The sequence below is a fragment of the Fodinibius sediminis genome (genome assembly GCF_900182555.1).
Lineage (GTDB): Bacteria > Bacteroidota > Rhodothermia > Balneolales > Balneolaceae > Fodinibius > Fodinibius sediminis.
Genome location: NZ_FXTH01000003.1, coordinates 153,920 through 177,040, shown reverse-complemented (window position 1 = coordinate 177,040; position 23,121 = coordinate 153,920). Strand labels below are relative to the sequence as shown.

20 protein-coding genes are annotated in these 23,121 nt (G+C 51.3%); 10 read left to right on the top strand and 10 right to left on the bottom strand.

Annotated elements, in window-relative coordinates; all coding sequences use genetic code 11:
- Positions 1-4: 4 nt before the first annotated feature.
- The 5 genes from FN808_RS04645 to FN808_RS04625 all read left to right on the top strand — a co-directional run bounded on the left by FN808_RS04645 (position 5) and on the right by FN808_RS04625 (position 4,618).
- Positions 5-433 (top strand): nuclear transport factor 2 family protein, encoded by a 429-nt coding sequence (locus tag FN808_RS04645; RefSeq protein ID WP_142713394.1) that lies wholly within the window; start codon positions 5-7, stop codon positions 431-433.
- A gap of 704 nt (positions 434-1,137) precedes the next feature.
- The gene (locus tag FN808_RS04640; RefSeq protein ID WP_185958249.1) at positions 1,138-1,491 is read left to right on the top strand and encodes a hypothetical protein; all 354 of its coding nucleotides are present in this window, start codon (positions 1,138-1,140) and stop codon (positions 1,489-1,491) included.
- Between the two features lie 128 nt (positions 1,492-1,619).
- Positions 1,620-2,969: a polysaccharide deacetylase family protein gene (locus FN808_RS04635; protein ID WP_142713392.1), complete on the top strand. Its 1,350-nt coding sequence runs from the start codon at positions 1,620-1,622 to the stop codon at positions 2,967-2,969.
- Between the two features lie 98 nt (positions 2,970-3,067).
- A complete protein-coding gene (locus FN808_RS04630; protein WP_185958248.1) occupies positions 3,068-3,649 on the top strand; it encodes a glycosyltransferase family 2 protein in 582 nt (193 codons plus the stop codon).
- A 180-nt stretch (positions 3,650-3,829) separates the two neighbouring features.
- On the top strand, positions 3,830-4,618 hold the full coding sequence (locus FN808_RS04625) for a hypothetical protein (protein ID WP_142713390.1): 789 nt from the start codon (positions 3,830-3,832) through the stop codon (positions 4,616-4,618).
- Positions 4,619-4,727: 109 nt separating this feature from the next.
- On the opposite strand, the gene FN808_RS04620 is transcribed toward FN808_RS04625, so the two are convergent.
- From FN808_RS04620 to FN808_RS04600, 5 genes are all read right to left on the bottom strand, one after another.
- Entirely contained in the window at positions 4,728-5,144 is a 417-nt protein-coding gene (locus FN808_RS04620) for a DoxX family protein (protein WP_142713389.1), read from the bottom strand.
- Positions 5,145-5,483: 339 nt separating this feature from the next.
- Complete coding sequence (locus FN808_RS04615; protein WP_142713388.1) at positions 5,484-6,074, bottom strand: choice-of-anchor V domain-containing protein; 591 nt, start codon at positions 6,072-6,074, stop codon at positions 5,484-5,486.
- Between the two features lie 106 nt (positions 6,075-6,180).
- A complete protein-coding gene (locus FN808_RS04610) occupies positions 6,181-7,188 on the bottom strand; it encodes a Vgb family protein (RefSeq protein WP_142713387.1) in 1,008 nt (335 codons plus the stop codon).
- Between the two features lie 161 nt (positions 7,189-7,349).
- Positions 7,350-7,904, bottom strand: coding sequence for an RNA 2'-phosphotransferase (locus FN808_RS04605; protein WP_142713386.1), 555 nt, complete (start codon positions 7,902-7,904; stop codon positions 7,350-7,352).
- A 67-nt stretch (positions 7,905-7,971) separates the two neighbouring features.
- A complete protein-coding gene (locus FN808_RS04600; protein WP_142713385.1) occupies positions 7,972-10,020 on the bottom strand; it encodes a S9 family peptidase in 2,049 nt (682 codons plus the stop codon).
- 484 nt (positions 10,021-10,504) lie between these two features.
- On the opposite strand from FN808_RS04600, the gene FN808_RS04595 reads away from it, so the two are divergent.
- Complete coding sequence (locus FN808_RS04595; RefSeq protein ID WP_185958247.1) at positions 10,505-11,119, top strand: ABC transporter ATP-binding protein; 615 nt, start codon at positions 10,505-10,507, stop codon at positions 11,117-11,119.
- Positions 11,120-11,911: an ABC transporter permease gene (locus tag FN808_RS04590; protein ID WP_142713383.1), complete on the top strand. Its 792-nt coding sequence runs from the start codon at positions 11,120-11,122 to the stop codon at positions 11,909-11,911.
- A gap of 64 nt (positions 11,912-11,975) precedes the next feature.
- On the opposite strand, the gene FN808_RS04585 is transcribed toward FN808_RS04590, so the two are convergent.
- Both FN808_RS04585 and FN808_RS04580 read right to left on the bottom strand, forming a co-directional pair.
- Positions 11,976-13,997 (bottom strand): monovalent cation:proton antiporter family protein, encoded by a 2,022-nt coding sequence (locus FN808_RS04585; protein WP_142713382.1) that lies wholly within the window; start codon positions 13,995-13,997, stop codon positions 11,976-11,978.
- The gene (locus tag FN808_RS04580; protein WP_142713381.1) at positions 13,997-14,596 is read right to left on the bottom strand and encodes a DUF3124 domain-containing protein; all 600 of its coding nucleotides are present in this window, start codon (positions 14,594-14,596) and stop codon (positions 13,997-13,999) included. Before FN808_RS04580 ends, FN808_RS04585 begins: the two co-directional genes overlap by 1 nt.
- Positions 14,597-14,827: 231 nt before the next feature.
- Here FN808_RS04580 and FN808_RS04575 point away from each other — a divergent pair, with 231 nt between their 5' ends.
- From FN808_RS04575 to FN808_RS04565, 3 genes are all read left to right on the top strand, one after another.
- Positions 14,828-15,514 carry a response regulator transcription factor gene (locus FN808_RS04575; protein ID WP_142713380.1) on the top strand — a complete coding sequence of 229 codons (687 nt, stop codon included), beginning with the start codon at positions 14,828-14,830 and terminating at the stop codon, positions 15,512-15,514.
- Positions 15,511-16,788, top strand: coding sequence for a sensor histidine kinase (locus tag FN808_RS04570; protein WP_142713379.1), 1,278 nt, complete (start codon positions 15,511-15,513; stop codon positions 16,786-16,788). The genes FN808_RS04575 and FN808_RS04570 overlap by 4 nt, the downstream gene beginning before the upstream one ends.
- A 308-nt stretch (positions 16,789-17,096) precedes the next feature.
- Positions 17,097-19,553: a TonB-dependent receptor gene (locus FN808_RS04565; RefSeq protein WP_142713378.1), complete on the top strand. Its 2,457-nt coding sequence runs from the start codon at positions 17,097-17,099 to the stop codon at positions 19,551-19,553.
- Between the two features lie 72 nt (positions 19,554-19,625).
- Here FN808_RS04565 and FN808_RS04560 read toward each other — a convergent pair whose 3' ends face one another.
- The 3 genes from FN808_RS04560 to FN808_RS04550 all read right to left on the bottom strand — a co-directional run bounded on the left by FN808_RS04560 (position 19,626) and on the right by FN808_RS04550 (position 23,064).
- Positions 19,626-21,341, bottom strand: a complete 1,716-nt coding sequence (locus FN808_RS04560; RefSeq protein ID WP_142713377.1) for an IlvD/Edd family dehydratase — start codon at positions 21,339-21,341, stop codon at positions 19,626-19,628.
- A 67-nt stretch (positions 21,342-21,408) separates the two neighbouring features.
- Entirely contained in the window at positions 21,409-22,287 is an 879-nt protein-coding gene (locus tag FN808_RS04555; RefSeq protein ID WP_221929903.1) for an SMP-30/gluconolactonase/LRE family protein, read from the bottom strand.
- A 6-nt stretch (positions 22,288-22,293) separates the two neighbouring features.
- The gene (locus FN808_RS04550; RefSeq protein WP_142713376.1) at positions 22,294-23,064 is read right to left on the bottom strand and encodes an SDR family NAD(P)-dependent oxidoreductase; all 771 of its coding nucleotides are present in this window, start codon (positions 23,062-23,064) and stop codon (positions 22,294-22,296) included.
- Positions 23,065-23,121: the final 57 nt, after the last annotated feature.

Here is a 23,121-nt window from a genome sequence, read left to right as displayed (position 1 = left end):
AACCATGCCTGCTATCTCCAAAATGAAAAATGAAATCAGAGCCACCATTGAACAGTTCTTCACCGCCCTGGACAAACAGGAGTTTAAACTGATGAACAACATCATCGCGCATGATACGGAGATGGTACATATCGGAACCGACAGGGATGAAATATGGAAAGGATGGCAAGTACTTCGCACAGCTACCGTGGAACAGTTCAAAGAACTTGAATACTACGACGCTGATATCAAGAATCTCCAGATTAACCTCTCGGACACCGGCCAGGTTGCCTGGTATGCGCATCTTCTCGACGCCCGCATAAAATCCAATGGCCGAGAGCACCGCTGGCTTGATGCGCGATTTACCGGGGTGCTCGAAAAAAGAAACGGGCAATGGGTACTGGTGCAAACCCATGTCTCGCTCCCTGAAGCCAAGCAGACCCGGGAGCAGTAACAGCGCTCCGGCATGCTTGTTTCCGGGCGTTTATCATTCAGCCCCGGCAACCGCAGGTTCGCAGCCGGTTCTCCAGGGTAAATCAAACAGTCAGATGCGATGGATAGTCAGGAAACCATTGGGGAGTTTCTCGAAGAGCAGTTCCACAATACCTCCCCGTTCTTTGTCTATAAAGACAACCAGCTGCTTAAACAGGGCAAATTTCAGACATAGGAACGGGAACAGACAAACAAAGCCAACAGGATATATTGGTCTGTCGCATTTGGACTGATTATTTGTTCCTGTTAGGTGGTTATCCATTTGATTCAATATGCAACCGCCCCAACCAGTACGCTTTTACCCAGGGACTAACAGCTTTGACAGGTCTTGTTCTTGCCTTGCAGTATCGTTACGTCTCCAAACTGCTCGATCAGTAAAACATTCTACTGTACGGGCAGCTGACCAAAGAGGAGCATGAAGCCTGATGCATTACATTTGTGCGCTTCGACTCATGGGAGACTGCAAAAATATGTACCGGAAAGTATCATCGGAATATCTGCGTCCCCGGATCATAGATATTTACATAAAAAATCATAGTTGCCTGGCCTTTTGGCAGTGTATCATTCAAGCACCCCGTACCAATCTCCCTTTTGCTCTTATATTTTAACACTATGTGTGCCAGTCAAACATCCACATTATCCTGTTCCATCCAACGGCTGTTGATCTTGTCGACCAGCCTGATCATCACAGCCTGTTTATTAACCGCCTGCTCGGAAAATCCGTCTGAACCGGGCATAAATACCGCCGATGTACAGGTTGAAGAAGACGGCATCCGGGTGACAAACGAGCGGCGTTACCCCATTTGTTATTTTGCCGTAGGTCGTTATTATGCCGCCCAGATCAGCTGGGCGCCCGTATCCAGCCCGGAGAATGAAATTCTTCCCCGCCAGAACAAATTCATCCCCTTTTCTGAGATTGGCGGCTATGAGCCGGGCAGCGATATCCTGTTCTATTATTGGTCAGGGAAGGATGCCACACCAGAAGATATCCGGCGTCTGGTGATCAAAGCCGGCTACTGAGCAATCCTTTTTCCGACTTGATACCGGCCTGAAAGAACCCAACCCCATTTAAAGTTTTGATATTCGACAGAATATTATAGCTTCTATACGGTAACGACGCCAAATACCGAAAAAAACAGGGATACGTTATGTTCAACCACCGAATGTTTGCCATTTTTCTGCTGCCGCTGATGCTCACTTTCCTGTCCTGTCAGAATGATACAACGGGACAAACCGAAATCACCAAATGGAAAGACGGCAAACAATCTGCCGTCTCTCTCACTTTCGATGACAGTTCTATTAACCAGTTCAGGGTGGCTCTGCCCCTATTGAATCGACATAACATGCCGGGTACTTTCTATGTGCTCACCGGGGCCATACCCGGATCAAAATACGAGGCTGAATTTGTGGGACGCCCGGTGGAAGAAATTATCACTGAGACTGCTGAAACCCCGACCAATGAGGAAAACCTCTTTGAGCGCGCCTCGGCCATCCGCTTTTCGGGCTACAAAGGCACCTATGAGTATCATACCCGGGCAGGACGCCTGTTTGAATCGGGCGATGTTGAAGAGGCCTACACGGTTATTGACGAAGGATACCGCAAGATCCGGAACGGGGAGTTCGAGGAAGCCGAAGGGAAAGGATATGACCTCTATAATGTAATGGCGATCGGGGAACCGGGCACCGAGCGCATCACTTGGGATAAGCTGCAGACCTATACCGAACAGGGCCACGAAATTGGCAGCCACACCATTCTGCACCCGTTCCTGGCGGTGCTCGATTCCGCTAATATTCACCATGAGCTGGTAAAAAGCCGTGAGGACATTCGCAACCACCTGGGAGTTGAACATACCTTTTCTGCCGAGTGCCCCTATGGCACCGAGGATGAACGCGTGATGGACCATGCGTATGAGCTGTTCCCGGCCCTTCGCAACCGCATGCCGCACCCCTGGCTGGCCGAACTGAACCGGTCCAGCGACGAGAACCCGCAGGACCCTCAGGAGGAATATGTACAGTGGCAGCGAGGCGCCCTCTCCGACACCCCGATGGACACTATGAAACAGTGGGTGGATACCTCCCTCGAAGATGACAACATCTGGCTTGTCCTGGTATTCCACGGCGTGGAGGGCATCGGCTGGGAACCACTGACGGAGGAGGAGCTCCGGGAGTATTACGGTTACATCGGAGAACGGAAAGATGACCTGTGGGTGGGCACATTCAGGGATGTCACCAAATATATCCGGGAGCGTATGAACGCGGAGGTCAACAGCAGCTACGACGGCGATCAGATCTCGATTGAGCTGACGCACTCGCTGGACCCGCGGCTCTACCAATACCCGCTGACTCTGAAAACCTATGTACCCTCCGGCTGGGAATCTGCCGTAGTACAGCAGGGCGAGGACCAGCAGCAGGTGGAAGTCAGGGAAGATGAACAGGGTACTTATATCCTCTATAACGCCCTTCCCAATGCCGGGCCTGTCGAACTTTCATCCTCCTGATCATCAAAACACGGTTGAGTCCCTTCAAAACCTCCTGACAGCTCTCCTCTTTGATCGCAAGGCCGTTATCAAGGTGGGCGGATACCTTCACAATACGGTTGGCGAAGACATGGAACCTGGTTGTTCGCCTCCATGAATATTACCGCAGTCAAAAAACCCCTTATCGTATACGTTTCATTTCAGAACCGGTATGCTGGACCGAAGTACCCGAAGACAAGGCTTCCCTTGCGCAACAGCGCAACCGCTGGCACCGGGGCCTCGCTGACAGCCTGTTTCGGTACAGGCACATGCTGTTCAATCCGCGATACGGCCGTATTGGACTTTTTGCAATGCCGTTTTTTGTCTTTGTTGAACTGCTTTCTCCCGTCATTGAATTCTCTGGATATATTCTTGTCCCCCTGTCCTGGTGGATGGGTATCACAAACGGTCACTTTGCCCTTCTTTTTATGACCGTTGCGGTCCTCTTTGGCATGATACTTTCTGTCAGCGCCGTTTTCTTGGAAGAGCTCACCTCGCGCAGGTATGAGCGTCCTCTCGATACCTTTATCCTGGCCGGATACGCTCTTTTAGAGAATGTGGGCTACCGTCAGCTCCATGCATGGTGGCGGCTCAAGGGACTGGTCGATTTTATAAAAGGCAATAAGGAATGGGGCACCATGTTGCGCAAAGGTATTGGATAATTATTATTCTGCCGCATACACCAATAGACGATAGGGAATCCGTGAACAGGCATTAGCCCGACCCTGCGGTGTAAATGGGTAAAACCAGCACTTTCCTGTCATAGATAGGACTTTCGAGTGTTTTTTACCGAAAAAATGTGTTATTTAATAATACATTCCAATATATACCGGAGGGTGCTTATGAAAAAGTTTATCTTTTTTCCCGTCCTGCTCATCCTAATCCTAACCGGGTCTATTTTTTCACAGCCCGTCCCCGGCGAATATAAAAAAATAGACTATATCCGTGTTGGTCCTGAGCAGCTGGCTTCTTTTGTGGATCAGGCCAATGATGAATTGAGAGCTGTTTATCAGCAACTGGTCGACGGAGAAGAGCTCAACGACTGGCGCCTCTATTATGTGCGTTACCCGGGAGGCGAAACCAGCAGTTACAACTTTGTCAGCATCGTCTCTGCAACTGATCTGGATGCCTTTGAATCAATCTTTTCATCGGTATCGGTGGCTCCATACGTTCCTTCTGCATCGATTTCCAGCATAGAAGCCAATCATGAAGCAATCGTAAAAACGGAGCTTTGGAAGGTTCAGAACGCCCTGTTGGACTCAACCAATGATTACCCCAGTTCCTACATGACGATGGATTACATGGATGTGGCTCCCAATAAAAATCCGGACTACCTGATGCTGGAAGACGAGGTGGCCAAACCCATCCACAGCGAACGGATGGATAAAGACATTATGGCCGGATGGGAAGTGTATTCACTCCTCACGCCAGGCGGGGTCGGGTATGGGTACAATTTTGCTACTGCCAATTTTTATGATGCGCTGGAGCATATTGAATACGGCTTCACCAACGAAATCATAAACCAGGCGATCGGGGCCAATGCAAATATTCCGGAACTCTTTGAAACGATCTATGCCACCCGCGACCAAGTGAAGGTAGAACTCTGGAAATTAGTCACTCATACCGAGTAAGGACTGAAGCTTTCAGGCAGGACCCTCGCAGTTATTTATTCATCGGACGACCATCCGGTCGTCCGATGCGTAACGTTCTCTTTCTATATCTTTATTAACGGCAAAGTGTTTAACTTTCGCCGTCTACTGCTGCCTTACCGGGTCCCAGCAAAAAGATCACAATAAAGGAGACCAGGTACAGGGCGGCCGTTTCAAAGCCTCCGAAGGCATCACCCGACGGTATGTGATGAAAGAAAATGGCTACCGCCATGTTAATCACCAGGATAAGGGACGCCAAACGAGTCCAGAACCCGATAAGTACCAGAAAGGCACAGACTCCTTCGGCAAAAGCGGCGAGAACAAGCGAAGCTGCCGGCCCGATACCCAGGGGATCCAGGAACTGAAAATTACCTCCCAGTACATTCATCACCTTCCCAAAACCATGCCCGTAAATCATGAAAAAAGCCACCAGAACACGAAAGATCATGGCTGAGGTTTTAACATCAACAAATTCACTTAGTGTAGAAGATTTTAATCGTTTTAACATAAGGCAAGTGTCATTTTTTAAAACGTTGTGCTTCAAAAGCTGAGGGCCCTTCTTTGTATCCCCATTTTAGGAAGAAGGATGACCTATGCAACGCATTGATTGTCAGATGAACTATAATAAAACAACATTTCGGGGAATAATGCCAATAAAGTGTTGAAATACTTACAGTTGAACCATCTTGGATATGCACGCACCCGCCCGCTCCAAGGGAATATTGTACTTTTTTCAGTATGTCCTGCCGCAGATGTTGGTTCCGGTATTCCGTATAGCCCCCGTTTGATACAGCATTCGTTAAAGATAACTCTGGGGCCACCTGCTGCCCTACTCATTCTCAGACAATTATCGTGCCCCTTTCTGAGGTTGCACTCTTATTTCCCGGGCATAAATAAAGTCACCAAATTCGGATTGGTCACCATTCGCCGCGTTGGCTACTACATTAAAAACAACATTCCCGGTAATACGTTCAGGAGCCTTCCAGTTCACAGTCCAGCTCGTTCGGCCGTCACCCAGCGGCTTGCTTCCCGCACTCGAATGCTGAACATATTCCAGGGAGTCGGGGGCAGACGGGGTCAAGATAATCCTATTACTTTCACTTATATCAAAACTTCCTGCCTGGATACCATCTTCATATCGCGCCGCCAGCTGGAAGCCTGCCCGTCCCATCTGATCCCGTGTCAAGCGAAGCTGAATCTCGATCCTCTCGCCCCGGTCGATGGTTTCAGGAATACCTGTGACCGATAGTTGACCCCCTGCGGGATTCAGCTCATAATCAAAATGGCAGCTCCGACAGGTCTGTTCGCCGAATCCCCCCGTAAAGGCCCCGGTCAAATGCTCGGGATAAGCAGGAGAAGCCGTCCTCGTGGCTGACTGACCTGCACTAAACAACAAGCCGGCAGCTATTGTAACAAGTGGCAGATATAATATTTTCATCAGTGGATGCTGACGTTATGAACCAGAAAACAGTGAACAAGAACCATAGAACCAAAGCATACCGGAGTTGATGCAATTCCACCTGTTGATCCTGTTCCCACCACTGCTACTGAATTTGGGCACGTCCCAGGTAATTGGTGTCGGTCCCAAACCAGACAGCGTTGGTCGGCTTGTGGAATACCATGTGCCGGACCGTCCCTCCGCCGCTTTCTATGGGCGTTGAACCTACAAATGTTTTACTGTTCGTATCAAAGCCCACAAATATGTTCGGAGAGACTCCGGTCTCCACCAGCCAAATGCGATCCTGATCATCCACGGTCACCGCATAGGGCCGCGACTGCTCACCTGAAGGCATCTTCCACTCCTCGAATGAACCGTCTCCGGGGTTATACCGGCCGATATACCCACGGGCGTAGTCGCCATACCAGATCATGCCATCGGATGTTTGTGCCAGCCGACGAGGACGGGCATTTTCCTCAGGCAGGGCAATTTCCCTGAGTTCCATCGTTGACGGATCCACCGTAGCCAGCTTATTGGTGCCAAAAAGACAAATCCAGGGGCGCTGCCTGTCATGATCCATGATAAGACCATAGGGCCGGGCCCGGGGCGTAGGCACCGGGATGATCTGTGGCTCACCAGTCTCTACATCCAGCTTTCCTACTGAATTTGCTCCCTGAGAAGTAAACCAGATATCCCCCTCCTGATTAAAGGCCATCGTATGCGGATCGCGAGCACTGTTATCCTCCGGCATCATAAATTTCGTTATCTCCCCGCTTTCGGGATTGATCCTGCCGATGTGGTTGGCCCGGTTTCCGGCATACCACGGGGTGCCATCCTGGCTCACAATAACTGTATGCGGGCCGGCTCCGTCCTCAAGATCGAACTTGCGAAATTCTTCGGAATCGGGATCAAACTCAGCCACATAATGCGACCGTTGCCCCACAAACCAGACATCGCCGTCCGGGGCTACATACGGATCACGGGGGCGGCTTTGCTCCCATGGGACCTGCCACTCGGTTATGGCAACCTCCACCTTCGATTCAGATTTCTCTGTAAACACAAAAGCGGAAACAACAAAGGAAACAGCAACAAGCGTCGATAATACTTTTGTCATGGCAAATAAACTTTTGTTAAACAGTACTTAAAAGTAATAGTTAACTGTTTAAAAACAAGAGGTTACCATAATATTTTACAATTGCCTCCCTGAATACAGTCTCCGTTCATCCTCGTTGGCATTCCCGAAACATGGTACAGCCGTCCACTCCCTGAAATTATTCAGCATTTTTTTTCCAGGAACTGCACCGGTACGCTTTTTACAAGCCAGATACCCGGGTCACTCCCCGATTGATAAAAGGGATACTCACTCCTGCTCATTCCGGCTGTGTTAATACAAAGGACCACAGGCCTGCCATGAGGCTTCCCTATAATCCTGGCATTTTTTTTCTCAGCCGAAAGATGCACAAAATTGCGGCCGCCCGCCCGGAGGCCTTCACTCAAAATAGAGGGGAGGAACTGTTTGGCCGTGCCGTGAAAAAGTGGGTCCGGCGGTATTCGGGGTCGCAGCTGCAGGTCCACATCAATGGAATGCCCATAACCAGCACGGATGAACCTGCCGTCTGCGCTGAGGTTAAAACGCTGCCTGGCGCTTTCATCAATAATTTTGTTGATCAGGCTGCGATCCAGCCGGCGTCCCTGCTGACTGGCTTTTTGAATCAGTTCTCTTATCGACGCCCAGCCATGGCTGTCGACTTCCAGATCAATGGCTTCCGGATGGTGACGAAGCACATAACTCAAAAATTTGCTTGCTGACCTCACACCCTCATTTTCCATCAGCCTGCATTGCTGTTAGATCTCATGAGTACCGTAGTGGTTCAGAACCCCGTCAAACGCTACGGATTCAGCTTTGAACCGACCGGCTTTCCACATCCAGTTCGATACCCGGTTCTTTTTGTACATTCCCCTGCAGGTACTGATTAAACCAGCGCATCATCCGGAGGCTGTAGTCGTATCGCGCCGTGGAGTTAATGTTGCCGTGTCCCTCACCAGGATACAGTACCAGTCGCACCGGCGTATCGGTGCGGGTTTTAATATGACGATACATCTCATACGACTGGCTGGGGTCGACGCGGGTATCTTCTTTTCCATGCATGATAAGAAGGGGGGTCTTGGCCTGGCCCGCGTAGTAGATGGGACTTTGCTCCAGAAAGGACTGGTAGTTCTCCCAGATACGCTCCCGGGCGTGCACCTGATAAAGCTCTTCAGGAATATCGCTGGTACCCCACTTTGAAATATTATTGCTGATACCTACAAACATCACCCCCGCGGCAAAGTGATCGGTATAGCGTGTAGCCATCCAGCCAGTGGCATAGCCTCCATAGGATCCCCCCGTAACCCCTACCTTGGATGAATCCACGAGCCCTCCTTTGATCAGCTCCTCAACACCGGCTACAATATCATCAAATTCAGCCCCGGCCATGTCGCCCTGACTGCTTTTGGCAAAATTCTCACCTCGGCCTGTACTACCCCGGTAGTTGGGATAAAAAACAAAGTACCCCTGGGCTGCCCCCACCTGTCCAGGTGTGGAATAGCTCGTCAGCCAGCCGTTGTCATAGTGGCTTTCCGGCCCTCCGTGCACGGTGGTTATCAGGGGATATTTTTCGCCCTTCTGATAATTCACCGGGTAAATCAACAGTCCCTGCAGTTCGGTTCCGTCACTGGCAGTCCAGCTTACGGCCTCCTGGCGGCCCAGTGCGATATCTGCAAGCCACTCATTATTGTTGGTCAGCCGTACCACGGTATCCTTTTCCGCATAGTACTGGTATAGTTCGCGGGGGTGGGTGATATGATCGGCCATGAACACCGCCGTTCCATCCGAGGCACGGGCGAATGTTTCCAGGTAGGGTCCACCTTCCTCCACGATGCTTTCCATGCTGGTTCCGTCTGCGTTGATACGGCCGTAAACAGACCACACGCCCTTACTTGCCAGGTAATGCAGTTCGTTGTCGCCCGTCCATTTAAACTGCTCAAAGGCTCCGCCAAACTGGGGCTGAAGCTGCTGGGTTGTGCCGTCACTGGCTGAAACAATATGCAAACGGCCTGCTGTCGGGTCGTGCAGATCAGCCGCTGCAAGCATCGCCAGACGGGTTCCGTCCGGACTCCACTGCACATCGCCCAGCTTCCCTTCATGGTCCACCGTAACAAGCGTTTCCTGCCCGAGCGAGTCCGTAATCATCACCTGCTGCTTCATGTAGTAATCATCCACCAGGGGGGTGGGAGCTGCTGCAACGACGAGTCTTCTCATTTCAGGGCTCCAATCGATCTGGTAGATGGAACCATCAACCTGCAGCTTCCGCGGCTTCGGATCCTGATCTGCCATATTTACAATAAATCCGTGCTGGTTACTGAGGTTTTCCTCATAAATTTCCGGCTCATAGGGCAGGGATGACTCCGATTTCTCCGCAGTATCGGCCGCGATAAATGCAAGATGGTTCCCATTTTTAGCCCAGGAATAGGATGAGATGTCCGTGGGGAATGTCAAGATGCGCTGTGGTTCTCCACCGATCATCGAGATTTCAAACAGGCCTGCGGTACTATCGCTCTCCCGCTTACTCAGAAAGGTGATGCTTTTTTTCGAGGGACGAAATGCAATGTTGCTCACACTCATGGTTGTCACAAAAGGGACCGATTGCTTGGAATCCAGATCGCGCACAAACAGCCGATATTTAGCCGGCCGGTTTTCCTTTCTGGGATCAGCCGGTTCTGAAACAGTGTATGCCGCCTTATCTCCCGAGGGAGCTATGGCAATTTCATTTACCTGCTGCAAATGAGCAACCTGGAGCGGTGTCATACCCTGGATCGTCGACATATCCTGCGCCTGCGCCATCAGGGGCAGCATCAAAAAAATGAATATCCAGTATATCTGATTTTGCAATTTCTGAAGTTCCATATGCTTGCTTTTTAAAAATTTGATAACACCTTTATTAATCTGTACCAACGCCCAAACTTAGCATTTTAGTATCATTTCCACTAATAGCCAGCAGAAACGTTTTTAAAATACCTTTTTAAGTACAAAAAATATACCTACCATATCAACATTGCTTGCTTGCCGTGACCGGCAGCTGGCTTCGGATGAGCGATTAATGCGTGTAGGTTCGAAACTGATGCACTTTAGTGCCTGCACCTTGCGGTCCAAATATTTAAAATACCAATGGCCTCCACATGGTATCCACCTTTCAGAACAGAAGCCGGCAGGCTCCTCCTTGTTCCCGCGATTGCGATACTGATTGCAGCAACGGATGGGATACAGGAATTCCTGCACCGTTCGAGGCGGCCTGCTGATCGCTTTAGCAGCATCTACCCGCCGTTCAACAGAAGCGGAACCGCGGGATAACATCATCCATCTTGAACCGAAATAACTTCCGCACATAATCTTGAACGCCCTTGTCACTTGCTCAGATATCACCATCCGGTTTGACACTGAAACGGTTTTACAACATTTCAGCTGTACCATTCCAGAGGGCAGTCATACCATCTTCAAAGGAGCGTCAGGGTCGGGTAAAAGCACCCTCCTGAAGCTTTTGCTGGGATTTGTAACCCCAACGGAGGGAAGCCTCCAATATGCAGACGGACAAACAGCCCGCCAAATGCGCAGCCATATCGCCTGGCTTCCCCAGGATCTGGACCTGGGCGACGGCAGCGTGGAGGAGCTTATGTATCGCCCTTTTGAATTTGCCGCAAATCAGTTAAAAACGCCAAGCGCAGAGACCCGCTTATCCGTATTAAAAAAACTTGGTTTGTCGGAAGACACCTACCGCAAGCAGTTCCGCGATCTGTCCACCGGCCAGCGGCAGCGTGTTGGACTGGCAATCTGCCACCTGCTGAACAAACCGCTGCTGCTGTTGGACGAACCCACCTCAGCCCTTGACAAAGCCTCCAAAGACCGGGCTATTGATCTATTGCTTGCACATACAAATAAAACAATTATCTCAACGTCCCATGATCCCTACTGGGTTAAGCAGGGCGATAACATCATACTCCTGGACTAAATGGATATCATTGATCTGACATGGATGCAGCTGGCTGTTGCCTTTGTCATACTGCTGCTGCCGGCCTATATCCTCTGGAAATACAGAACAGGGCTTAACAAGAAACTACTCACAGCCACCCTTCGGATGGTGCTTCAGTTATTGTTCGTCGGCTATTACCTGGAGTATCTCTTCAAGTACGACAATCCATGGGTTAATGCCGGCTGGATTTTAATTATGGTGCTGGTAGCCGACTTTGCAACCATTGACCGCAGCGACCTCAAGCGAAAGAGCTCCCTGCTCATCCCCATTTTTGCAGCAACCTTTTTGGGCATTATAGTTATTGACCTCTTTTTCCTGGAGGCAGTGATCCAGCTTCCAACCTTTTTGGCCGCCCAATACACCATACCCATTACCGGGATGGTGCTGGGAAACTGCCTGCGCAGCAATGTAATCGGCATTAATGCCTTTTACTACAGCCTGAGTGAGCACAAGGAGCGCTACCAGTTCTTTCTTGCCTGTGGCGCCACCCGGAACGAAGCGCTGCAATCGTTCATCAGCGAAGCGCTGCAGAAATCTGCCAATCCCACGCTCGCTTCCATGGCTACAATCGGACTTGTTTCGCTGCCGGGCATGATGACAGGCCAGATACTCAGCGGCAGTTCGCCCATCATCGCCATCAAATACCAGATAATGATTATGATCGCCATCTTTTCGGGCACCATACTGTCGGTCTTCCTGGGCATCTACCTGACCAACTTCTTTGTATTTAAGGACACTGACATGCTGGATGAAAGCATCCTGAAAAAGTAGGAAGAGCCGCCAGGACTTATTAACTGTTTAGTCAAAACTAACCAGAGGACCACAGATGTATCAATCAGTGACCATCACGGCCGGGGCCGTCGGTTCGGAAAAGTGCTGAACAGGTGGAGAACTGATCAGCACTGCCCACCAGCACCAGCCGGTCATCAGGCTGAAGGCGGAACGAGCCGGCAGGATTTCCCATCGTATTTTCTCCCCGCTTGACGGCCAGTACGGTAAACCCGTATTTCTTCCGAAGCTCGAGTTCCTCGAGCGTCTTTCCAGACACGGGTGAACCTTCACGAACAGCCACCGCCCGGGTGTGCAGTCCCTCCTCATCCAGTCCCTGCAGTACCATCAGGTGGGCCTCCTGTATGCTGCCCCTGAGAATTTCATAGTCGTCAGCCCTCAGGATACGGACATATTCCTGGATTTCCTCTTGGGGCACCATGTAGGCACCAAGTACATGCGTAAAGAGGCGAACGGTTGTCTCCATCTCTTCCGGCACCACAATATCGGCGCCCATTTCTTCGAAATACTCCAGCTCGCTAAGGTAGCGCGAGCGCACAATAATCTGCAGAGTGGGATTCAGATAGCGCGCCTGCCGCACAATACGTGGACTGGCCAGGGGATCATTGGTGGCAATGACACAGAGCTTGGCCTGTTCAACTACTGCCTGAGAAAGGATGTACTGCTGGCAGGCGTCTCCAAAAATGACCGGAATATCCTGCTGCTGCATCTCTTTTACCGAATCCGGATTCATCTCAATTACGATGTAGGGGATGCCCGTATCCCCCAGGACCTGCACGAGGTGACGCCCCGCTGGTCCATAGCCGATAATGATTACATGATCTTCCAGGGACTTTTTATCAGCGGAAGGCACTGGCTGGCTATCGGAATCTTTGCCAAACATCCGAAAGCGGCTGACCATGGTGCCTACCGTGGAGCCGCGATCCATCAGCCACGGGGTTACCGTCATCAACAGAACGGAAACTGCTATAAAAATCTGCGATCCCAGATCCCCCATGTCGGCCGGGGTAAGGCCGGCCATGCGCCCGGAACGCTCGAGGACAAAACTGAATTCCCCAATCTGTGCCAATCCAAAGCCGGCCGTGGCAGCGATGCGGACTGGATATTTCAGGGCCAGCAGACTGCCGGTACTGACTAGGAATTTTAGCAGGATAACCGACAGGGCAATCCCCGCTATGATCAGGGGATGTTCGATCACATACTGAAGATCCAGCAGCATGCCGACAGAAACAAAGAACACCGCGTTGAATATGGTTCGAAGGGGCAGTATTTCACTGATAGCCTGCTCGCTGTAGTGGCTTTCGCTTACCACTAGACCTGCCAAAAAAGCTCCCAGCGCCAGGCTCACCCCTACGAGGTTGGTCACAGCCGCGGTCCCAAAGCAGATCGCCACTACCGTCAGCAGAAATAGCTCCTGCCGCCGGGTCTGCGCTACCTTTTCAAGCAGCCAGGGCACGATACGCTGGGCTAAGACAATGACCAGCACGATGAGCATCGCCGCCTTGCCGATGATAACCGCAATATCCGACAAAGACTGCGATTCTCCCGCCAGGATTGGTACCAGCAACACCATCAGTACAATGGCTAAATCCTGGAAGATCAGTACCGCGAGAGTAAGCTGTCCTGTCGGCGTATCGGTTTCACCGCGCTCATTCAGCAGCCCCAGGATGATTGCTGTACTGCTCAACGCTACCAGACAACCGGTATAGATGCCGCTGTTCCAGCTAATGCCAAATAGCCAGAGAAGAACCGCAACCAGCAGGGTTGTAATGCTCACCTGCAATCCTCCTCCCACAAGAATCGCTTTTTTGATGCGAGCCAGTTTGTCGAGGCTGAATTCGATGCCGATGGTAAACAACAGCAAAATGATTCCGATTTCCGCCAGCATATTCACCAGTTCCTGATCCTGCACCAGGGCCAGTGCATTGGGACCAATAAGGACCCCGGCCAGCAGGAAGCCGACAATGGGTACAATCCTGAAACGATAGCAGATGTAGGCAATGACGACACTGACCCCGAAAAGCGCTACCAGTTCAGACAAGAACGGAAGTGAAACCGCAAACACCATCAGTCGGTACCTGTTTCTGCGGGTTGGCCTTGAAGCTCTTGCAGCACCCGGCCCTTGCTCAGGAAGGAGATGCCCTGCTGCTGTGAAGTGCTGATCATCACCGCTTCCACCACCGGCGGATTCACCGGGTGGTCCGACAACCAACTAACCAAAAAGTTAGCGCCCACCCCTCCGCGCAGATCCCGTTCTTCAATAACAAAGGAGGTGGATGAGAGCGGCTGCAGGGTCGTTGGCTCCTTCAGATATTGTTGCACCAGCTCGCCATGCGAATCGTAGTAGATAACCTCCCTGATGATCATCGATCGATGCGGATCAACATTGCGGATACTCAATGTAGTCGTTAAATTAAAAGTTTTCTGACGATCCTGCTGGTAAATATGGGAATAAACCGGTACGTAGATAAGCTGTCCCAAACTGCTGTCTTCGCGCTCATAACTGGAGGCATCCAGTGGTTGGGGCAAAGCAGATCCAGCATGCTGTTTCTGCGATCCCTCTTCCGGCGCAGTAGAAGAGGCAGAACCATTGGAACTGCCGCCCTGCTGACCTGCACAACCGGACAAGAGAACTCCCACTAAGGTGATGATCACAACAAATCTCATAATACGTTGGCCTGATATTGATGATTAGCCTGTACAACTGCAGGAAATATAACTAATGAGTTGCTAAGGTCTAATCACTTGATAGATTTATTGAAAAGAAGAAGGAAAACTAATAAAGTTTTCCCGTAATCCCGCGGTAAGGAATACGGTCCAGTCTCCCTGTGCAACGGATACTGCCGGTATGTCTTGAACTTCAGTTTTTCTTCAAAATTATTGCTTATCCTCCTACATATGAAACTGCTTATTATCGAAGATAACGAAGACCTGCTGCAGAACATCCGCACCTATCTAAAGCGGGAAGGATATATCTGCGAATATGCCAGAGACTATAAGCAGGCATTCGACAAAGTGATGTCCTATACCTACGATGTGGTTTTGATTGACATCATGATCCCCGGCGGATCTGGACTGCAGGTTCTTCGGGAACTCAAATCGGTGAATCCCCAGACTGGTACCATCATCATTTCTGCCAAGAATGCCCTGGACGAAAAAGTCAAGGGGTTGGAACTGGGAGCCGATGACTATATCACCAAACCCTTCCAGCTGCCGGAACTGCACGCTCGTATCAAGGCCGTTAACCGCCGGAATCAGCGCGATGGCCGGGAAATCATCAACGTCAATGAGATTGCGATCAATACGGATACCATGGAAGTGACCGTCAATGATACCCCCGTGGACCTCACCCCTAAAGAATATGACCTGATCCTGTACTTTGCCTCCAACAAGAACCATGTGCTTTCCAAGCAGACAATCGCCGAACACCTGTGGGGCGACTACGTGGATCACCTCACGAACCTCGACTTCGTTTATCAACACATCAAAAACCTGCGCAAAAAACTGGAACAGGCGGGCGCCCGGAATTATATTGAAAGCGTCTATGGCATCGGGTACAAGTTCAAAGTGACCAATCACGCATGAAGCTGATCAATAAATTTATATCAATTTACCTGGTCGTGACTGTCATCGTACTGGGTATTGGAGGCTATATTTCTTACTTCGTCATCAAGGGCGAACTGGACAACGAGCTGAAGTGGCGTTTCATGGATCGCATTGATCGAGTCACCCATCTTCTCCAGCAGGGCAAACACTTCCACCACCCCAAAACCCGCGGGGATGATGATCGCAATCTTGTCATACAGCCCCTTCCTGTAAACCGTGAGCCCGAAACCATTATTGAGGATACCCTTGTATGGCACGATCGACTCCAGCAGATGGAGCCCAACCTGAAAGTTTCTGCCTACCGGACGGTGGAGGATACAACCTACTTCATTTCCACATACGGGGCACTGGTCGAAACCGATGATATTACCGAAGCTGTTGTTCAGATTCTGCTGTGGATCCTGGGACTTCAGGTTATTGGTGCTATAGGGGTGGGCGTGATTGTTTCGGGCCGGCTCTTCAAGCCCTTTCGGGAAACGCTCGACCGGATCAGGCAGTTCAACATTCAGAACAAGGAACCGATTCTGGCTACCGAAACCAATGTCAAAGAGTTTGACGATCTCAACCGCTTCGTGGAAGAGATGACCCGCAAAGCCGTGGCGGACTATAAAAACCTGAAGGAATTTGCCGAAAATGCGTCACACGAACTGCAGACTCCACTTTCCATCACCAAGGGAAAGATGGAACTGCTTACCGAAACCGACCTGACTCCCGAGCAGTATCAATATGTGGAGGCAAGTCAGCGGGCCATTAAAAAATTATCACGTCTCAGTGAATCGCTCGCTCTGCTTACCAAAATTGAGAATCACGAGTTTACCAGCAAGGATGAAGTAAATCTCACGGATCTCATCCGGCAGAGTACGACGTCTTTTGATGAGTTCATCAAGCTGAACGGCCTCCACGTGGAGACTAACCTGGAGGAAGACGTCATCCTCAATATTCATCCGGTGCTTGCCGATATTATGTGGACCAACCTTTTTCAAAACGCCATCAAGCATAATGTAGAGAAGGGAGAAATCCGCATAACCCTTACGCCAACCGAGCTGGAAATCCGCAACACCGGAAAACCTTTGAACATTGACCCCAATACCCTGTTCAAGCGTTTTAAAAAAGCCGACCACGGGATGGACTCCATCGGACTGGGCCTCTCGATTATCAAACAGATTGCTGATCAGAACGGCTATACCATAGCCTACGATTACAGAGACAACTGGCACACGATAACGATTACCTTTGCCTCTGAGCAAAGCTGATGAGCGTCAACAGGCTGGATCCTGTTTTCTGCCCCCCGAAAAAGGAATGGTTCATCCCAACTGCTAAAACAACCTTTTTCATTCGCCACCTGCCATCTCATCTTACCTGTGCCACTGGACAGTCGTTAAAATTTCGGGTGGTACGTCCCCTCTTTATGCCGGTCAGACAGGTCCATTTGTAAATTTATGTTACAAATTGGCTGCGGGATAAAGACTTCAGATTTACTTCAGATTTCGTTCAACGTTACCACAAGTTCTCCTGTTACGTTAACCTCACAACATGAAACCAAAACTATTGACATCGAGCAATGAAAAAGTTTTTATCCATAGCTCTTCTGACATTATTTGCGGCCTCTGCAGCCTATGGGCAGGCTGACGAAGCCATTGTGACAGGAACCATTTATGACGAAAACGATCAGCCCGTACCCTACGCCTCGGTGGCCGTGTACGATTCTACCGAAACCAACGTGGTAACCGGAACTTCCAGTGATTCCAGCGGCACCTTTCGTATTGATGTTGATCCGGGCAGCTATGTGTTAAAAATAACTTTTCTCTCTTTTAAGCCCTACACCGAGCCTTTCCGGGTCGCTTCGGGTGAGACAGAAGACCTCGGTGATATCACCCTGAATCCAACAGCCGAATCCCTGGGTGAGGTCGTCGTTGAAGGGGAACGGTCCCAGATGACCATGAGTTTCGACCGGCGCGTTTTTGATGTGGGACGCGACATTACCAGCCTGGGCGGTTCGGCCATTAATGTGCTCGACAACGTCCCATCGATCACTACTGACATCGATGGCAATATCAGCCTGCGCGGCAATGAATCGGTGCGGGTGCTTATCAACGGCAAACCCTCCTCCATGGTCAGCAACGGCGTGGATGCGCTTCGAAGCATTCCAGCCAACATGATAGCCGAAGTAGAAATTATCACTAATCCCTCTTCCAAATATTCAGCCGAAGGGACGGCCGGTATCATCAATATCATCCTGAAAGAGGATAAACGCCTTGGCCTTAACGGCAGCGTAAGCCTGGGCACCGGATGGCCCCAGGATCATGAAGTGTCGGCCAATGTCAATTATCGCCGGGGCATGATCAACTGGTTCCTGGGCGGAAGCCTGGACTACCGGAAAGATCCGGAGGAGGGAAGTTCATTCCAGCGCTTTGCCGGAGCCGACACCTCTTACATGTATGCGGAACAAACGGATGCCGATGAATCAGAAATCGACGGAAACCTCCGGTTCGGGGCCAATTTCAATTTCTCTGAAAATTCGGTACTCACGGCCAGCGTCTTTGCCAACCTGGAAGAGGAAGAAAACCGTGAAGATATTTTATATACCGATTTAAATTATGTACCCAATGGCCAAAATATAGGCGACGGAAACATCATTACCCGCACCGATCGCAATTCTGTTGAAATAAATGATGAAAAGGATCTGGACTTCAATCTGGACTATCAGAACGAGTTCGATGGTGACGAACACAAGCTGGAGGCCGATGCCAGCTTTGATATCAGCCGGGAGAAAGCCAATGCCGATATTGAGGAATCCATTCGCCAGGGCAGCGGGGATCCGCTGATCCAGCGAAGCGTAGATGAAGAAGAAGAAAAGGATCTGCGCTTCAATGCCGACTATGTGCGTCCCCTGGGTGAAAACGGCAAGCTGGAGGCCGGACTTCGAAGCGACACCGAGTGGATGGAAAACTCTTTTCTGGCCGAAGAACAGCAGCCCGACGGCAGCTGGCAGGCCGTGGAAGGGGAATTTAACGACAACTTTCTCTACCGCGAGGGCGTATACGCTGCCTATACCAACCTTGGCACCGAATGGGGAAAATTCTCCGGACAGATCGGCGTTCGACTGGAAAATACCCGCATCCGAACTGAACTGTCGAGTACGGATGAAGTCAACGACCAAAATTATGTTAACCTTTTCCCGACCGCTTTTCTCAACTACTCCTTTAATGAGGAGCAATCGGTGCAGTTCAGCTACAGTCGGCGGCTGCGTCGTCCCTGGTCGCGCATGCTGCTTCCCTTCTCCGACTTTTCCGACAGCCGCACGCGGTTTACCGGCAACCCAAACCTGAAACCGGAATTCAGCAACTCCTACGAGGCAGGCTACCTGCATTACTGGGAGACCGGCTCCTTACTCACCAGCTTTTATTACCGCCATCGTACGGATGTCATCGAACGGATTACGGAACAGGAAGAAAACCAGATTCGCATCTATCCCATTAACCTTGCAACCGAGAAGGCCTGGGGCGTTGAATTCTCGGCCGATCAGGATATTATGGATGGCCTGACCCTGACAGCCAATGCAAATCTTTTTCGTTCCAAATCAGAAGGCACCTACCAGAACCAGGTCTTTGACAGTGAGGGCGAGACCCTTACGGCCCGGTCACGGCTTCGCTGGGAAATCAGCGAGCAGCTGAACTACCAGGCTTCCCTGCGCTACCGGGGCCCGCGCAATACCACCCAGGGCCGACGCGAGGGCAGCACCATGATGGATTCCGGGCTCTCCTACGAAATGATGGAAGGAAAAGCCCTTCTTTCGCTCTCCGTTCGTGATATCTTCAATTCCCGAAATTTCAACAATACCGTTACCGACGACGGGAATCCCAACACTGATTTCTACTCGCACCGTGAGTTCAGCTGGTCAACCCGCTCATTCTCCATTAACTTCCGCTATTTCTTTGGCAATACGGAGGATCGCCGCAGAGGAGGGGGCGGCGGAGGTCCCGGCGGCGGTGGCGATGACATGGGTGGAGACTTCTAACCCCCCTGCCAGCATTATTGATGAATTGTCCCTTGGAGATCCCCCTGCTGAAACATTTTGCGGGGGGATTTTTTAATGGGATTCGCGTTTCACCTCGCCTCCTGAGCTTCCCACCAGGAAATCCATGTCTGCCCCCAAATGGGCCTGCTCTACATGATCGATATAGAGCCTGACATAACCCCGGTCAAAGTCATGGACCGGTGGATTCCAGTCAGCCCTTCGTTGCTCAAGCACCTTTTCGGGCACATCCAGATGGAGACGCTTGTTCTTTACATCCACTTCAATCATATCCCCGTTCTGAACAAGCGCGAGATTCCCGCCCGCATAAGATTCCGGAGCCACATGCAGGAAAGCTGTCCCATAGGCCGTGCCACTCATGCGTCCGTCGGAAATGCGAACCATATCCTTGACGCCCCTGTCCAGGATTTTCCTGGGCAGCCCCATGTTACCGACTTCGGCCATGCCCGGGTATCCCTTCGGGCCCACGTACTTTAATACCAACACCGAGTCTTCATCCACCTCCAGGTCGGGATCATCGATACGGGCGTGATAATCTTCAATATTTTCAAATACGACCGCCGGTCCCCGGTGCTGCAGCAGCTCTTCCGAAGCAGCAGATGTTTTAATGACCGCTCCTTCCGGGCACAGGTTGCCGCGAACCACGGTTATTCCCGCCTCCTCCTGAAAAGGGTCGTCCACCGACGCAATCACGTCGCGGTTGTAACAGGGAGCCCCCCGGTTATTATCCGCCAAAGTTTTGCCGTTTGCCGTTACGATATCGGAATTCAAATATTCCTCCAGTTCGGCAATGACGGCCGGAAGTCCGCCCGCATAGTAGAATTCCTCCATATGGTACTCACCGGAAGGTTTAAGGTTGACCAGCAAAGGGACTTCACTCCCGTACCGATCGAAATCATCGAGCTCCAGCGGTGCCCCGATACGCCGGGCAATAGCCATGAGATGTACAATAAAATTTGTGGATCCCCCAATGGCTGCATTCACCTTGACAGCATTGACAAAGGCATCGCGGCTCAGTATAGCGGAAGGGGTTAGCTCTTCATCCACCATCTCCACAATCCTTCGGCCCGAGCGGTGAGCCAGCACCTTGCGCCGTGCATCAACCGCAGGAATAGCCGCATTGCCCGGGAGACTCAGCCCCAGGGATTCGACCATGGATGCCATGGTCGAGGCCGTGCCCATCACTGCGCAGTGGCCCGCGCTCCGGCAAAGCGCACCCTCTGCCGCTCTGAACTCTTCGCGATTCAACGCACCAACTTTGTATTCCTCTGCGAACCGCCACACATCCGTGGTCCCGATATCCTCCCCTTTGAATTTGCCCGTGAGCATGGGGCCCCCGGAAACCACAATGGATGGAATATCCACGCTGCAGGCTCCCATGACCAGGGAAGGCGTCGTCTTGTCACAGCCACACATCAGTACCACCCCGTCCAGCGGATTGGCCCGAATTGACTCCTCTACATCCATGCTGACCAGGTTCCGATACAGCATGGCCGTGGGACGAATCAACGTTTCTCCCAGCGACATCACCGGAAATTCCAGCGGCAGACCGCCGGCCTCCCAGATGCCCCTTTTCACCGCCTCTGCCAGGTCACGAAGGTGTGCATTGCAGGGCGTGAGCTCCGACCACGTATTGCAGATACCGATGACGGGCTTCCCGTCAAATTCATCAGGCGGAAAGCCCTGATTTTTCATCCAGGCCCGGTAGATAAACCCGTCTTTCCCCTCTTTTCCAAACCAGTCGGTGCTCCTGTGCTTCTTCTCAGACATGTTATTTTCTTTTTACTCTTGTTTTAATGCTGGAAAGCCACCTGTTACCTTTATACAATCTGTAATTCTATCCTTTAAAACGCGATGCAGCAAATCCCCTGACCGGAACACTGGCTTTAAACAGGGAACCGGAAAGCGGCCATTCCTCAATTTCCTCTTCCCTCATATGTTCCCGGGCGGTTGTAATATAAAGCTCATTGAGTTCCGCGCCTCCAAAGGTACAGCAGGTCGGCTTGGGCACCGGCAGCTGAACTTCAAAAAGGGTATCCCCGGTCTGCGGATCGACTCGAATAACCCTGCTACCCCCATAAAGGGCAATCCACAGTTTCCCCTCCCGGTCGATGGTCATGCCGTCGGGAAACCCCTCATCCTCCCCAAATGACCGGATCACGGATGGATTGGCAATCTCACCAGATTGGGCATCATAATCGAAAACCCGCACCTTTCTGGTCGGCGTATCTATAAAGAAAAACTGATGATCGGTCCAGGCCAGTCCGTTGGAGATCGTGATTCCCCGCAGCTTTGCTTTTGCCTTCAGGCTGGTATCCAGGCAATACAGGCTGCCCGCTCCCTCCTCCAGCTCATACGACATCGTTCCGGCCCAGAATCGCCCGGACGGATCGCACTTGCCATCATTAAAACGATTGCCGGAGAGTCCCTCTTCGGGATCAGTGACCGGAATAAGCTCCTCTTTTGCCGGATCAAAAAAAGCAAAGCCCGACCGGATCGCCATTACCAGCCCGCCCCGCTCTCGAAGGGCTACACAGCCGATATGCTGCCCGATATCGTATGTCCTGTTTTCTGACGTCGAGGGATCATAGCAAAACAACGTGCCCGAAAGTATATCGACCCAGTACAACCTGGCCGCCTGCTCGTTCCAGACCGGTCCCTCGCCAAGGACCGCCTCCCATTGCAGTTCAAGCGACGCCTGTATTGATTTCTGCATAACAACTCAGTCTGTTTTGCTTCCTGCTATTTTGATCCCCATCCCGCCGTCTATGCGAATGGGCTGTCCGTTGATAAACGATCCCTTGTCGCTGGCCACAAAAGCTACCAGCTCGCCGATATCGCCCGGCTGGGCCATCCGTTCCACAAGGTGCAGATCGATGGTTTCCTGACGAACCTTACTGGGGTTCGGCGACTGCTGAAACGCCGCCCGGTTCAGCGGCGTATCCACCCCGCCGGGGCAGATAGCAACGCTTCGTACTTCAGGGGCATAGTCAACGGCAATACTCCTTGTGAGTCCGATCAGTGCCGACTTGGAAGTAACATAGGGGGCTACATTCGTCTGCGTTACAAATGCCTGGACGCTGGACATATTTACCACAATCCCGGACCCGCCTGCTACCATATGGGGGATGGCATACTTGGCACACAAGAAGGCCCCTTTCACATTAACATCCAATATGCGGTCCCAGTCCTCTTCGGAGGTATCGGTCACTTTCGAATATTGCAGGATACCGGCATTGTTGACCAGCACGTCCACCCCTCCAAAGGCTGAGACAACCTGGCCAATGGCCTGCTTTACCTGCTGCTTGCGGGAAACATCGCATTTGATGAAACGGGCACGGTCTCCCAGATCGTTGCAGAACGCCTGACCCGTTTCCTCATCCAGGTCCAAAACCACAACGTTGCCGTTCTGCCGGTAAAAAATCTCCGCACAGCCGGCACCAATGCCTTTTGCCCCCCCGGTAATAATGATTGTTTTGTCTTCAAATGACATAATCCTGATCGCTTTATCTGTGTTCCAATGGTTTCATGCTCCATACCGCATGATGAC

Bases quoted from the DNA above. Each gene is read 5' to 3' on its own strand.
- FN808_RS04645 (WP_142713394.1), top strand. From the start codon at position 5: ATGCCTGCTATCTCCAAAATGAAAAATGAAATCAGAGCCACCATTGAA.
- FN808_RS04635 (WP_142713392.1), top strand. From the start codon at position 1,620: ATGTTCAACCACCGAATGTTTGCCATTTTTCTGCTGCCGCTGATGCTC.
- FN808_RS04625 (WP_142713390.1), top strand. From the start codon at position 3,830: ATGAAAAAGTTTATCTTTTTTCCCGTCCTGCTCATCCTAATCCTAACC.
- FN808_RS04620 (WP_142713389.1), bottom strand. From the start codon at position 5,144: ATGTTAAAACGATTAAAATCTTCTACACTAAGTGAATTTGTTGATGTT.
- FN808_RS04615 (WP_142713388.1), bottom strand. From the start codon at position 6,074: ATGAAAATATTATATCTGCCACTTGTTACAATAGCTGCCGGCTTGTTG.
- FN808_RS04610 (WP_142713387.1), bottom strand. From the start codon at position 7,188: ATGACAAAAGTATTATCGACGCTTGTTGCTGTTTCCTTTGTTGTTTCC.
- FN808_RS04605 (WP_142713386.1), bottom strand. From the start codon at position 7,904: ATGGAAAATGAGGGTGTGAGGTCAGCAAGCAAATTTTTGAGTTATGTG.
- FN808_RS04600 (WP_142713385.1), bottom strand. From the start codon at position 10,020: ATGGAACTTCAGAAATTGCAAAATCAGATATACTGGATATTCATTTTT.
- FN808_RS04590 (WP_142713383.1), top strand. From the start codon at position 11,120: ATGGATATCATTGATCTGACATGGATGCAGCTGGCTGTTGCCTTTGTC.
- FN808_RS04585 (WP_142713382.1), bottom strand. From the start codon at position 13,997: ATGGTGTTTGCGGTTTCACTTCCGTTCTTGTCTGAACTGGTAGCGCTT.
- FN808_RS04580 (WP_142713381.1), bottom strand. From the start codon at position 14,596: ATGAGATTTGTTGTGATCATCACCTTAGTGGGAGTTCTCTTGTCCGGT.
- FN808_RS04575 (WP_142713380.1), top strand. From the start codon at position 14,828: ATGAAACTGCTTATTATCGAAGATAACGAAGACCTGCTGCAGAACATC.
- FN808_RS04570 (WP_142713379.1), top strand. From the start codon at position 15,511: ATGAAGCTGATCAATAAATTTATATCAATTTACCTGGTCGTGACTGTC.
- FN808_RS04565 (WP_142713378.1), top strand. From the start codon at position 17,097: ATGAAAAAGTTTTTATCCATAGCTCTTCTGACATTATTTGCGGCCTCT.
- FN808_RS04560 (WP_142713377.1), bottom strand. From the start codon at position 21,341: ATGTCTGAGAAGAAGCACAGGAGCACCGACTGGTTTGGAAAAGAGGGG.
- FN808_RS04555 (WP_221929903.1), bottom strand. From the start codon at position 22,287: ATGCAGAAATCAATACAGGCGTCGCTTGAACTGCAATGGGAGGCGGTC.
- FN808_RS04550 (WP_142713376.1), bottom strand. From the start codon at position 23,064: ATGTCATTTGAAGACAAAACAATCATTATTACCGGGGGGGCAAAAGGC.